The sequence below is a fragment of the Arthrobacter sp. LjRoot78 genome (assembly GCF_964254335.1).
GTDB lineage: Bacteria > Actinomycetota > Actinomycetes > Actinomycetales > Micrococcaceae > Arthrobacter.
This window is the reverse complement of the sequence record NZ_CAXUTG020000001.1, coordinates 2,070,066-2,083,119: the sequence shown is the minus strand read 5'-3', so window position 1 is coordinate 2,083,119 and position 13,054 is coordinate 2,070,066. Positions and strand designations below refer to the sequence as shown.

Sequence of the window (13,054 nt, the reverse complement as noted above, 5' to 3'; positions counted from 1 at the left end):
CGTTGCGGCAAAGACGACGACCGTGGAGGCGGCGGAACCGGTACCGGCGGCGCCTGGGCGGGTCCGGCCGGCATGGGTTAGCGCCGGCTCGAATAAGCCGCAACGAAGGCGTCTACATCCGCAGAGCGGGCGACACCCGCCTCATGCTGGCCACCCCCGAAGCTTTCGTTCTTGCCCTGGGCGGAATCGCTATGCTGCGTGCCCGCCAACAGGCCTTCGTTACGGCGTTCGCCACGAACTTCACCTTGGGAGCCCTGGTGACTTTCATGGTCACGATCTCCGGTCTGGACCGATCATTGGGTCAACGAAGGGGAAGCACCTCGCAGATGCGGCAGCAGCCCTCGAGCTGACGCTCAGCGACGAAGAAGTGGCCACACTAGAGGCCGCATACACCCCACGCCAGCCCACGTTCTTCTAATCAGACGATCAGCACCACGTCCCGCCGCCGAACCAAACAAGTCCGGCGACGGGTCGGCCGCAAGGCGATCCGAGGCAATCCAGCCGCACTACGACCCCTATCCGACACCTGAAGGGTGCAGGTTGTGCACACCCCGGTGCTGCTTCCTCCACTTTCCCGGGATCCGGAGACCCGTCGTCCTTCGTGCTTGCGTCAAAGTCGTCGTCCAGGGGGTGGTGTGATCGAATGTTCAATCCTTGGGACGCCGGGCTCCTGGGACAAAGGCTTTCCTTGCGGTTCCAGGGAAGCCTCCGCCCAGCAGGACTAGTATTCGACGACGCTCACGGACTTTCCGGTGGCGGCAGACTCGGCCGCTGCGTTCGCCAGGACCAGGGCGGACACTCCGTCCGCGAAGCTGGGCGAGCATGGCGATCCCGTTCGGATCGAGTGGGCGAAGGCCTCCAGTTCCGCGTAGTAGGCCTGGGGGTAGCGCTGGAGGAAGAACGGAAGGTAGGGGTCGGACTCTTCCGTCCCGGAGGCACCGGACTTCCGCACGGTTGTCGGTGCTACGTTGCCGGCGGAAAGCATGCCCTTGGCGCCGAAGGCTTCCAATCGCTGGTCGTAACCGAAGGCGCAGTGACGGGAGTTTGTGATGGTGATCAGCTCCCCGCCGCTGCCGCGTAGTGTCACCACGGCGGAATCGAAGTCGTTCAGCTCAGCGATGTCTTCGCTGAAGACGTTCGATGCGACGGCCGTAACCTCGACGATGTTCGGGACGAAGGAACGTGCCATGTCCAAATCGTGGATTGTCATGTCCCTGAAGATGCCGCCTGAGCCGGCGATGTAGTCGCGTGGGGCGGGTTCCGGGTCGCGGCTTGTGATGGTGAGCTGCTCGAGCTTGCCGATTTCGCCTGCCTCGACCCGGTTCCGTACGGCGGCAAAAGAAGGATCGAAGCGTCGGTTGAATCCAAGCATGATTGGAACGTTGGAGTCTTTGATCTGTTCGCGGCAAGCCAGGACGGTGTCGATGTCCAGATCAATGGGCTTTTCGCAGAGGACGGCGAGGCCCTTGGCGACCGAGCGTGAAATAAGGTCGACGTGGGTGCTTGTGGGTGAGCCGATGATGACACCGTCGAGTCCGGTTTCGGCGAAAACTTCCTCGGGGTCCTGCACCGCCCGCGCGCCGGTCTCCACTGCCAGACGGCGGGCCCCGTCGATGAAGGGATCGGCGATGAGGACGAGGTCGATGTCGGGGTGGGCTGCGATGTTGCGGGCGTGTACCTGCCCGATGCGGCCGGAGCCGAACAGGGCCAGGCGCAAGCGTCGGTCTTTAGACATGGTGTGTGAACCTTTCAAGTTGTTTGGTGAGGCGTACAGGGGTGTCAGCGCTGGTGCTGCGCGCCAGGAAAGCAGCCGATCGCGGTTTCGTACGCCCGCTTGAGGCCTTCAGTGAGGGTGAGGCTGCGGTGTTCGGCCGAGATGATCTCAACGCCCCACGGACCTTCGTACCCGGCGTCGAGGGTCCGTTGAATGAACGTGCGGGTGTCGAAGTCACCCTCGCCGCAGTAAACGCGGTTGTTGATGGTGTCCTCGAATAGTGTGCCGACGACGTCTTTGTAGCCGTCGTCGATCTCCACAGCGGCAACCCTTTCCATGGGCACGACGTCCCACAGGTCATTGTGCGACAGGCCGCCCCTGTAGGTGTGCCAGATGTCAATCATGAGTCCAGCAGCTGGGCTGTCGGACTGGGTGACTACTTTGACCGCTTCCTGTGTGGTGCGCAGATGGGAGAAGGGCGTCGCCTCCAGTGCCAGGCGGATGCCGGATTCGTCGGCCTCATCTGCGAGGTCGGAGAAGGCGCTGGCAATGGTCGAGAGGGGAAGCGGGTCATCCGACATGCCGGCGCCGACCTTGATGTGGCGGGCGCCCAGGGCGTTGGCGGCCTCGAAAAGCTCTGCACGGTGGATGTCGGATTCGGCGCGTTCAGCTCCGGTGGCCCACCAACCGTTGAGGAACTCGACCTCCACGATGTCGATGCCAGCCTCCCGGATCAAGCGCGAGAGTTCGGCATACCCGATGGTGTCGCGTACCTGGACCAGGTCCGCATGAACGAGCCCGATGCCGGACCACCCTGTCTGCCCGACCGAAGCGATGCGCTCGGCGATCGGTAAGGGGCTGCGTTCGTCGGTGCGCCCCGGCGCGGCGTCGCCGGCACTGATCCAGCAGGAGGCAATCAGCTGCGGTGTCATCGTGTTCTCCTTGGTCATGCTGACTCCACCTCGATGGAGGCTCCCAGCTCTTTTTCCGAGCGGTAGCAGGCGTCGACAATCCGGGCGACGGCCAGTGCATCCGCGACAGGTGCCACAACAGGAGAACCGGTGCGGATACTGTCGACCCAGCCGCGCATTTCGGGGTGGAAGTTGCTGATGTTCTCCAGCTCGGGCAGCTCGGAGAACTTATTCGATTCGGTGCGGGCAAACGGGGGCGTGAAGTAGCTTTCGGTCCATTCAGTCCAGCCGGCCTTCCATCCTGCCCGGTCCTGGTCGACATAGACCCGAAGTTTCTGGGGAAGAATGCCAATTTCGACCATCCCGGCGGTGCCGTACACGGAAATGCGTGAGCTCTCGAACCACTCAAGACGATCGTGGCCGTCGAAACTGAACGTCACGGACATGTCCGGGTAATTCAGCAGGACAGCTGCGGAGTCCTCGCGGCTGGTGTCGTCGGAGAGGCGGGCTGACTTGTGCACGCGGGCGTTGACGGAGTCCGGGGCGCCGAACATGTGCACGAGGGAGTCGAGCATATGGCATCCGATGATCCAGAGCGCCCCGCCCATGTCTGCCGGCTGGTTGAGGTGTGCGGTGAGATGTTCACCCACGAAAGCGGCGCCTCGGGCCGAAACACTGACCACATCCCCGATCACGCCGGCCTCGATCAGCTCCTTCGCCTGGCCGATGGACCCGGCCAGGCGCACGTTGTAGCCCACCTGTACGACCAGACCGGGCACGGCCTGCGCTTCGGCCTGGGCCAGCTGCAGAAGGTCCTCGACGGTACCGCCGCCGGGCTTTTCCACGACGACTGATTTCCCGGCCGCCAGTGCCCGCAGTGCATGCGGGACCATGTCCTTGCTTTTGGAGTGAACCATGACCGCATCGATGCGGTCGTCCTGGAGGACCTCGTCGACGGTCCTGGCCTCCACGCCGTACTTCTCGGTGAAATATGTCAGGCGCGGGTCGTCGTCGGCAGCGGCGACTACTTCGACTCCTTCAATCTCCCTCAGCGCACGAACCCTCGCGGAGGCGTGCGGGTGAGTTATTCCCAGAAGTCCTACGACAATCGGTTTCAAGACATTGTCTCCTGTCGGTTGAGCCCTGAGGCTCGATCGGGATTTTTGTGTGGTTGTGCTTGTTGGCCAGCACTGTCCCTGCTCCGGTGCAGTGATTTACAGGGGCCAACTTGGTGTCATCTAATGGACAGGCTGTCCAGATCATTTCATGCCGAGGATGCGTGGTCAACTATGGCGCGAAGCACATCGACGTGATTCGCGGCCCGGAGGGGCGGTGCGCCCAGGTAGTCCGACAGTGCATGCGCCCCCCGGAGAACGAGTTCAGCTATGGGATCGTCGTTAGGGCGCGCGAGGAGCCCTTCGCGCAGTCCACTGACCGACAGCGAGGCGGCCACCTCACCGCGGTGGTTGAAGATCGGCGCGCCGATGGCGGCTATGCCCGGGGTCACCTGATTATCGCTGCGCACGAAGCCCTGCTCCTTGATCTCTTCGAGCTCCGCGTAGAACTCAGATCGGGACCGCCCCCGCAGCCATGGTTCGCCGGTGTTGGCTGAGATCGCGGCGTACTCCTCCCATGATTCGCGCCCCTCGAATGCAAGGAGCGCCCGGGGCGCAGCACCGACGTGCAGCGGAAGTGACTCCCCTAACTGCAGGACACGGCTGTTCACCCGAATCCCATCGATACGCTCAATGCAAACGGCCCGGGTCCCACGTCGGATGCACAAGAAGGTTGTCTCGCCGGTCGCTTCATGGATTTCCCGGAGAATCGGGGCGGCAGCCCGCCGGATATCTGCCCTGCGGGAGAACTCGCCCGAGAGCGCGAGCAGCTTGCTGCCAACACGGTAGGCTCCACGGTGACCGATCTGCTCCACCCAGCCAGCTTCCGCCAAAGTAGCCAGCATGCGGTAGACCGAACTTACGGGCTCCTCGAGGAGTTCGGTCAGCCGGGCCGAGGTGGCGATCCGCTCTTCCGCCAGCGCCGCCATAAGGGCACTGGCCTTGGCGATGACTGCAGGGGTCCGAGTAGCCTCCCGCTCGGACCCCTGCGGCTTTTCGGGTCCGGCGGTATCCCTGGTGTCATTGGCGCCATCTTGGGTCGTAAACGCTGTGATGGCCTGCGCGGCTTCATCCAGCGTTTGCCTGGCGATCGCCGCCTGGCCCAGAACACTTCCCCGAAGTCCGGCAACAGCTATGGCACCGAGCAGGCTGCCGTCGCGGTGGAAAACCGGGACACCAACCGAGGCGACACCTTCTGTTACTTCGCTGTCCTCGACGCTCCACCCGCGCTCGGCCGCGTGCTCGATCTTTTTTCTCAGCGCATCGGCAGTGAGGGGCGTCTGTGATGCAATGCGCCCGTAGGGGCCACTCTGCAACACGGCTGTCTGGAACTCCGCTGAAGCCGAGGCAAGAAGGGCCTGGGACGCTGCCCCTGCATGAAGCGGAATGGTGCGCCCCGGGGCCAGGTCAAGCAGGTTGACATCGGAACCCTCAACTTGGTCGAGGCACACCGCTCCGTTCTCGCGCAGGACACAGAAGTACGCGCTCATGCCCAACTGCCCGCGGACCCAGCGCAGCCGGGAATGTAACTCGGCCCGATCGACGAGGGCATCGGCCGCCGCGTCGCCAAGCTTGAGTAGGGCTGTACCGAGTTCAAGCCTGCCGTCACCCGCCGAACGGATCAGTTTGGCCTGTTCCAATGCTGCAACTATTCGGTAGACGGTTGGCCGCGGTTCCGAGATGACCCTCGCCAATTCCGCCGGCGTAGATTGCCCGATGCGGGCAAGTTCGTCGACCACCTGGCTGGCCTTTTTCAACAACTGAATGGTGCTCATTGACCGTCTCTTCCATTACCCCTCAAGGGCGCTAGCGCTTGAACTCCCCGGCCGCGGCTGACCCTGCCCGAATGTAATGCACGACACCACTAGCTTTCTTAGGTGGTACTGTGCGAACATGTTGTCCACTGTACGGCACTAGGTGCTGGCAGTCACAGACAAAACTTAGGCGCGGCAACCACGACGCGCGGAAGTGGCCCCAAGGGCCACTCGGGCTCCAAAGGAGGAGAACGGTGCAAAAGAAATTTTTCCTGATCGCTGCAACTACTACTGCCGCTTCACTGCTACTGGCGGGATGTGCCGGTGGCGGCGCCGGTTCCGGCGGCGGATCCAACGGCTCCCCCGCGGCACCCAAGGACACCCGGATCGGTGTCTCCCTGCCGAGCCAGGATGAGGAGCGGTGGATTACCGACGGTTCCGCCATCAAGGAGGGCCTGGAGAAGATCGGTTACCAGGTGGACCTTCAGTACGCCAACAACGACATTCCCACCCAGCAGCAGCAAGTGGACCAGATGATCACCCAGGGCGCTGACCTTTTGCTCCTGGCTCCGCTGGACGGGACCGCGCTGACCCCCCAACTCCAGGCTGCCGCAGGTTCTAACATCCCGATCATTTCCTATGACAGGTTCGTCAGGAACAGCGCTGATGTGGACGTCTACGTCACCTTCGACAACTTCAAAGTCGGAGCACAGCAGGCAACCTCGCTCCTCATCGGCCTGGGCGTGCTCAACAAAGACGGATCCGAGGGCAGCGCGAAGGGCCCGTTCAATATCGAACTGTTCGGTGGCTCACTGGACGATAACAACGCGACGTTCGTCTTCAATGGCGGCATGTCCATCCTGCAGAAATACATCGATAACGGCACGCTCGTCATTACATCGGGGCAGAACAAACTCGCCCAGGTCGCCACGGAAAACTGGTCCCAGCAGAAGGCCCAGGAGCGCATGGACAACCTGCTGACCGCCAGCTACACCGGAGGTCCCGCGCTCCACGGAGTCCTTACCCCCAACGACAGCGTCGCCCGCGGCGTCATCACTTCGCTGAGAAACGCCGGCTATGGCCCGACCCTCACCTCCGGGCCTAAGCCCATGCCGGTAACCACCGGTCAGGACGCCGAGGTCGCGTCCGTGAAGCTGGTCAACGACGACATCCAGTTCTCCACCGTGTTCAAAGACACCCGCACTCTTGCCGCGCAGGCGGTAAGCGCGGCTGAGGATCTCCTGGCCGGCAAAGAGCCCCAGGTCAACGACACCAAGTCTTACGACAACGGTTCCAAGATCGTCCCCTCGTTCCTCGTGCCCATCCAGCCGATTTACAAGGACAACATCAAAACCGCGCTGATCGACAGCGGCTACTACACCGCTGCTGAGGTTGAAGCCGGCCGCCTTCAGTAGCACCCCGGGAGGGGTGCCGAGCCTTCGCCGGTGCCCCTCCCCCAAACCCTTTCCCTTCAAGACCCCTGATTAGGACGGCGTGCCATGGTAGAACACATCCTGGAAATGCAATCCATTACCAAGTCCTTCCCCGGCGTCAAGGCGCTGTCCGGAGTGTCCCTCGCCGTGGAGCGCGCCGAGGTCCATGCGATCTGCGGCGAGAACGGCGCCGGCAAGTCCACCCTGATGAAGGTGCTCTCCGGCGTCTACCCGGCCGGGAGCTACGGCGGCGAAATCCTCTTCAAGGGGCAAACCTGTTCCTTCTCCGGTATCCGGGATTCCGAACACGCCGGCATCGTGATCATCCACCAGGAACTGGCCCTCGTGCCCCACCTATCCATCGCCGAAAACATCTTCCTGGGCAACGAGCGCCGCGGCAAGTCCGGACTCATCGATTGGCACAGGACGAACGCCGAGGCCGGCGTGCTGCTGGACTCTGTGGGCCTCCGCGAAGAACCCACCACTCCGGTCGGGCAACTCGGCGTGGGCAAACAGCAGCTTGTGGAGATCGCCAAAGCCCTGTCCAAGGAGGTGCAGCTGCTCATCCTCGACGAACCCACCGCAGCGCTGAATGACAACGACTCCGCCCACCTGCTCGGACTCGTCCGCGATCTGCGCACCCGCGGCATCACGTCGATCATCATCTCCCACAAGCTCAACGAGATCGAAGCGATAGCGGACCACACCACGGTCATCCGCGACGGAAAGACCGTGGAAACGCTCGATATGGCGGACCCCGACGTCAACGTCGACCGGATCATCCGGGGAATGGTTGGCCGCGACCTCGAAGCGTTCTACCCCTCCCGAGACTCAAAACCCGGAGAAGTTGTGCTCCGGGTAGAGGACTGGACAGTGAAACACCCGACCCAGGACCGCCAGGTTGTGGACCAGGCGACCTTCGAGGTCAGGGCCGGAGAAGTTATCGGGATCGCCGGGCTCATGGGGGCAGGGCGCACTGAACTGATGATGAGCATCTTTGGCCGGTCCTACGGCCGTTACATCTCGGGCCGGGTATTCATGCACGGCAAGGAAACCAGAACCCGCACCGTGGCGGAAGCCATCGAAGCGCGGATTGCCTACGCAACCGAAGACCGCAAGGCTTTCGGCCTCAACCTCATCGACGACATTGCACGCAACATCTCCGGCGCGGCGCTGGGCAAGCTGTCGAGCTGGGGCTTCGTCAATCACCACGAGGAAGCAGCCGCGGCCGAGTTCGCGATGAAATCGATGAACATCAAGGCGCCGAACGTGAAATCCATCGTAGGGAAACTCTCAGGCGGTAACCAGCAGAAGGTCGTGCTGTCCAAGTGGCTGCTCACCGACCCCGAGGTACTGATACTCGACGAACCGACCCGCGGCATCGATGTCGGCGCCAAGTTCGAGATCTACACGCTGATCAACAGTTTTGTGGACGCCGGGAAAGCAGTAGTGGTCATCTCTTCCGACCTGCTCGAACTCCTCGGCACCTGCGACCGCATCTACGCCCTTTCTACAGGACGGATCACCGGGGAACTGCCGGCGGCCGATGCCTCAGAGGAACGCCTCATGACACTCATGACCAAAGACAAGGAACTCATCGCATGACCATGACAGCCCCCAAGGGATCCCAAATGGGGAAGGCCTCGCCTCCCGCATCAGTCGTCACCGCCGGCACCAGCGAAATCCGCGAACTGCTCACCCGCAACATGCGCACCAGCGGAATCTACGTCGCACTCGTAGCGCTCGTCGCGCTCTTCGGCGTCCTGACCGGCGGAGCCTCGCTCGGACCGGGAAACATCACCAACATCGTCCTCCAGTACTCCTACATCCTGATCCTGGCGATCGGCATGGTCATCGTGATCATCGCCGGCCACATCGACCTCTCGGTGGGTTCCGTGGTCGCCCTCACCGGAGCCGTCTCGGCAGTGGTCGTCATCCAATACGGCCAGCCATGGTGGGTGGGCGTCATCGCCGCACTCCTAACAGGCCTGCTCATCGGGGCCTGGCACGGCTACTGGGTGGCCTACGTCGGGATCCCGGCCTTCATCGTCACCCTCGCAGGCATGCTCCTGTTCCGCGGCCTGACCCTGGTGGTGCTGGACAACGTCTCGCTCTCCCCGTTCCCTGCCGAGTACGGCCAGATCGCGTCGGGCTTCCTCAACGGGCTCCTGGGCGGTGCCGGTTACGACGTCTTCACCCTTGTAATCTTCGCCATCGCAGTGGCCGGTTACGCATTCAGCCAGTACCGCACCCGCAAGGCGCTCATCAGCTACAACCAGCTGGTCCCGTCTTTCCCCCTGTTCATCGCGAAAATCGTCGTTGTCGCCATCGCGGTCATGACCTTCGCCTGGCAGCTGGCCACGGCCCGCGGCATGCCGATCGTCCTGATCATGCTGGCCATCCTGATACTGGCCTACAGCGTCGTGATGCAGCGAAGTGTCTTCGGTCGACAGGTCTATGCCATCGGCGGCAACGTGGTCGCGGCCGCACTCTCAGGAGTCAAGGTCCGCACCGTCAACTTCTGGATTTTCGTGAACATGGGACTCCTCTCGGCCCTGGCCGGCATCGTGTTCTCCTCCCGATCCAACGGCGCCCAGCCCGGCGCCGGCAACATGTTCGAACTTGATGCGATCGCCGCAGCATTCATTGGCGGCGCCGCTGTCACCGGCGGCGTCGGCAAAGTGGCCGGCGCCATGGCGGGCGGCCTCATCATGGCCGTCATGAGCAACGGAATGCAGCTGATGGGCATCGACCAGTCCGTGCAGTCCGTGATCAAGGGCCTGGTACTGCTGCTGGCCGTCGCATTCGACATCTACAACAAGCGCCGCGCCGGCTCACGCTGACCCGCCCGCCCCACCCTTTCCGGAACACCTCGCCTGCGCACAATGTTCAGCGACAAGAATTTACAAAGGAGCTCACCCCTATGACTCGCCAGTTTGTATACGAAGCCCTGCCCATGCGAGTGCGGTTCGGCGCCGACTCACTCTCGACTCTCCCCGAGGAACTCGACCAGATCGGGCTCAAGCGGGTCCTGGTCCTCTGCTCCCCAGAACAGGAGGACACCGGCCGGCGGGTGGCCGAGGCACTGGGTGACCGTTGCGTGGGTGTGCTGCCCGAAGCCGTCATGCACGTCCCCAACGAGGTCGCCCAACGCGCCAGCGACGAGGCAGCAAGGGTCGGTGCCGACGGCTGCGTCGCCGTCGGCGGCGGCTCGGCCATCGGACTCGGCAAGGCAATCGCTCTCAAGCACGGCCTTCCGATCGTCGCCGTGCCCACCACCTACGCCGGCTCCGAAATGACCCCCGTGTGGGGCCTCACCACCGACGGGCGTAAGGAAACCGGCCGCGACCCCCGGGTACTGCCCCGCAGTGTTGTCTACGACCCCGAGCTGACCGCAACACTGCCAGCCTCCATGTCGGTGACCAGCGGCATCAACGCCATCGCGCACGCCGTCGAGGCCCTTTATGCCCCGGACGCCACCCCGATCATCTCGCTGATGGCCGAGGAAGGCGTCAAAGCCCTGGCCGCCGCCCTCCCCGCGATAGTCGCCGATCCCTCGGACCCAGGGGCCAGAAGCAACGCCCTCTACGGATCATGGCTGTGCGGCGCGTGCCTGGGAGCCACCACGATGTCCCTGCACCACAAGCTGTGCCACGCGCTGGGCGGAACCCTCAACCTTCCGCACGCCCAAACCCACACGGTGGTGCTCCCCCACGCCCTCAGCTTCAACCAGCCGGCAGCACCCGAGGCCACCGCGGCCCTTTCACGGGCCCTGGGTGGCGCGGCCGACCCGGCCGAACGGTTGTGGGAGATCGCCGGCGAACTTAACGCGCCACGGTCCCTCGCCGAACTTGGCATGCGGGAGGAGGACATCCCCCGAATCGCCGAAGAGGTAACCAGCCGCTCCTACGGCAACCCGCGCCCTATCACCTACGACGATGTCGTGGGAATCCTGAACGCCGCCTGGGCCGGAAAGCCGCCAAGCCCCACCCCCTCCGTTTGAGGCACGGAAGGCGGCCTCCGGAAACGTCTGAACGATGACCCGCCGGAGGCCCGCTGGCCCGCCCAACCCCCTGAACCTCGAACATCCGGAATCTCGTTCAGCAGAACTACTTAGGAGACCGACCTTGCCCACCATGCGGACCATCGCCCCAGGAATCGAAGTATCTCCCCTGGCACTTGGCACCAACGTCTTCGGCTGGACCGCTGACACCGCGACCTCCCACTCGATCCTCGGCGCCTACATCGAAGGCGGCGGGAATTTTCTGGACACCGCCGATTCCTACTCCTTCTGGGGAGAGGGAAATTCTGGCGGCGAGTCCGAAACCATCATCGGCAAGTGGCTGGCCGGCCGTTCCAACCGGGATGATCTCGTTCTGGCAACCAAAGTCAGCCACCACCCCGACCTCCAAGGGATGGCCCCCAAGACAATCCGTACCGCCGTCGACGGCTCCCTCACCCGCCTCGGCGTCGACACCATCGACATCTACTACGCCCACTTCGACGACCCGGGGACACCCCTGGCCGACAGCATCGCTGCAATGTCCTCGCTGGTGGACGAAGGAAAGGTGCGGTCCCTCGGGATCTCTAACTACTCAGCAGAGCGCATCGAGGAATGGCTTAGGATCTCCGAGCGGGAAGGATTCCACACACCTGTCGCGCTGGAGCCCCAATACAGCCTCATGGAGCGTGGCGTCGAAGCAGACATCCTGCCCCTGGCGATCAAGCACCGCCTGGCAGTCATGCCCTACTACTCCTTGGCCCACGGCTTCCTGACGGGAAAATACGCCGGCACGGCGCCGATCGAGGGTCCTCGAGCCGCCGACGCCTCGAAGTACCTCACGCCTCAAGGACTCCGGGTTCTGGACGTTGTGCGTCTCGTTGCCTCCAACCATAATGTCCAGCCCGCCTCCATCGCCCTCGCGTGGTTGGCTGCTCAACCCGGGGTCGTCGCCCCCATCGCCAGTGCGCGGACTAACGGGCAGGTTCCCCCTCTGCTGGCGGCCATGGACATCAGACTCACCGACGCCGAACTTCAGGCCCTCGACGCCGCATCCCAGCCCTTGGTCCGCGCTTAGAGAACCGATTCATTGCCCCCGTCCTGAGAAGCACCACCACCCCCACCGACAGCTAGGAACCATCGTGAACAACCAGACCCGAGTCATTGAAACCGGCACTCATGTAGCCCTGCACCCAGTCTCCGAGGCCCAGCAAAGGGTCGAGCAGAAACTGGTCGAGAATGTGTTGGCCTCCTTCGAGGGCTGCCAGGACCCGAGACTCAAACAACTCATGCAGTCATTGACCCGGCACATCCACTCCTTCATCCGTGAAGTGCGCCTGACAGAAGCCGAATGGAATGCCGCAATCAGCTTCCTGACGGCGGCCGGCCACATCACAGACGACAAACGGCAGGAATTCATCCTGCTCTCCGACGTGTTCGGGGCATCGATGCAAACGATCGCCGTCAACAACGAAACCATTGACAACGCGACCGAGGCCACAGTTTTTGGCCCCTTCTTCGTCGAAGACGCTCCGGAAATCGAGAACGGTGGGGACATCGCCGGCGCCGCTCCCGGCCAGCCATGCTGGATCGAAGGCAGCGTCAAGGACACCGCCGGCAACCCCATCCCAAATGCGAGAATCGAAGTTTGGGAAGCCGACGAGGACGGCTTCTACGACGTACAGTACTCTGACCAGCGAGTGTCCGGCCGGGCCCATCTCTTCAGCGACGCGAATGGTAACTACCGGTTCTGGGGGCTGACGCCGACCCCATACCCGATCCCCCACGACGGCCCGGTGGGGGAAATGCTGGAGGCCGTCGGACGGTCACCCATGCGGGCCTCGCACCTCCACTTCATGGTCACCGCGCCGGGCCTGCGGACATTGGTAACGCATATCTTTGTCCGCGGCGACGAACTGTTGAAGCACGACAGCGTTTTTGGGGTCAAGGAATCTCTCATCAGGGACTTCGAAGAACAGGCACCCGGTACGGCTGCGCCCGACGGACGCGACCTCGGGGGCCGGTCCTGGGCCAGAACCCGCTTCGACATCGTTCTCGCCCCATTCACGAGCTGACCGTAGTCACCAGGGGAAGGACAGCAGCTCCTGCCTCCCCTCCCCACATACC

At 63.2% G+C, this 13,054-nt stretch carries 11 protein-coding genes; 7 read left to right on the top strand and 4 right to left on the bottom strand.

Annotated features, from left to right (window positions below; translation table 11 throughout):
• Positions 1-143 precede the first annotated feature (143 nt).
• The gene (locus ACSQ1X_RS09585) at positions 144-350 is read left to right on the top strand and encodes a hypothetical protein (RefSeq protein ID WP_436057488.1); all 207 of its coding nucleotides are present in this window, start codon (positions 144-146) and stop codon (positions 348-350) included.
• 371 nt (positions 351-721) lie between these two features.
• Here the strand turns inward: ACSQ1X_RS09585 and iolG are convergent, their stop codons facing one another.
• The 4 genes from iolG to ACSQ1X_RS09565 all read right to left on the bottom strand — a co-directional run bounded on the left by iolG (position 722) and on the right by ACSQ1X_RS09565 (position 5,515).
• Complete coding sequence (gene iolG, locus ACSQ1X_RS09580) at positions 722-1,735, bottom strand: inositol 2-dehydrogenase (protein ID WP_436057487.1); 1,014 nt, start codon at positions 1,733-1,735, stop codon at positions 722-724.
• 44 nt (positions 1,736-1,779) lie between these two features.
• On the bottom strand, positions 1,780-2,664 hold the full coding sequence (locus ACSQ1X_RS09575) for a sugar phosphate isomerase/epimerase family protein (protein WP_436057486.1): 885 nt from the start codon (positions 2,662-2,664) through the stop codon (positions 1,780-1,782).
• Positions 2,661-3,743, bottom strand: coding sequence for a Gfo/Idh/MocA family protein (locus ACSQ1X_RS09570; RefSeq protein WP_436057485.1), 1,083 nt, complete (start codon positions 3,741-3,743; stop codon positions 2,661-2,663). Before ACSQ1X_RS09570 ends, ACSQ1X_RS09575 begins: the two co-directional genes overlap by 4 nt.
• Before the next feature lie 146 nt (positions 3,744-3,889).
• Entirely contained in the window at positions 3,890-5,515 is a 1,626-nt protein-coding gene (locus ACSQ1X_RS09565; RefSeq protein WP_436057484.1) for an IclR family transcriptional regulator, read from the bottom strand.
• 233 nt (positions 5,516-5,748) lie between these two features.
• Here ACSQ1X_RS09565 and ACSQ1X_RS09560 point away from each other — a divergent pair, with 233 nt between their 5' ends.
• From ACSQ1X_RS09560 to ACSQ1X_RS09535, 6 genes are all read left to right on the top strand, one after another.
• The gene (locus ACSQ1X_RS09560) at positions 5,749-6,909 is read left to right on the top strand and encodes a substrate-binding domain-containing protein (protein ID WP_436057483.1); all 1,161 of its coding nucleotides are present in this window, start codon (positions 5,749-5,751) and stop codon (positions 6,907-6,909) included.
• Positions 6,910-6,993: 84 nt separating this feature from the next.
• Positions 6,994-8,532, top strand: coding sequence for a multiple monosaccharide ABC transporter ATP-binding protein (gene mmsA / locus ACSQ1X_RS09555; RefSeq protein WP_436057482.1), 1,539 nt, complete (start codon positions 6,994-6,996; stop codon positions 8,530-8,532).
• Positions 8,533-8,558: 26 nt separating this feature from the next.
• Entirely contained in the window at positions 8,559-9,770 is a 1,212-nt protein-coding gene (gene mmsB / locus ACSQ1X_RS09550) for a multiple monosaccharide ABC transporter permease (RefSeq protein ID WP_200939432.1), read from the top strand.
• Between the two features lie 80 nt (positions 9,771-9,850).
• A complete protein-coding gene (locus tag ACSQ1X_RS09545) occupies positions 9,851-10,930 on the top strand; it encodes a maleylacetate reductase (protein ID WP_436057481.1) in 1,080 nt (359 codons plus the stop codon).
• Positions 10,931-11,063: 133 nt separating this feature from the next.
• Positions 11,064-12,005, top strand: coding sequence for an aldo/keto reductase (locus ACSQ1X_RS09540; RefSeq protein WP_436059310.1), 942 nt, complete (start codon positions 11,064-11,066; stop codon positions 12,003-12,005).
• A 109-nt stretch (positions 12,006-12,114) separates the two neighbouring features.
• The gene (locus ACSQ1X_RS09535) at positions 12,115-13,002 is read left to right on the top strand and encodes an intradiol ring-cleavage dioxygenase (protein ID WP_436059309.1); all 888 of its coding nucleotides are present in this window, start codon (positions 12,115-12,117) and stop codon (positions 13,000-13,002) included.
• The last annotated feature ends 52 nt before the right edge of the window (positions 13,003-13,054 follow it).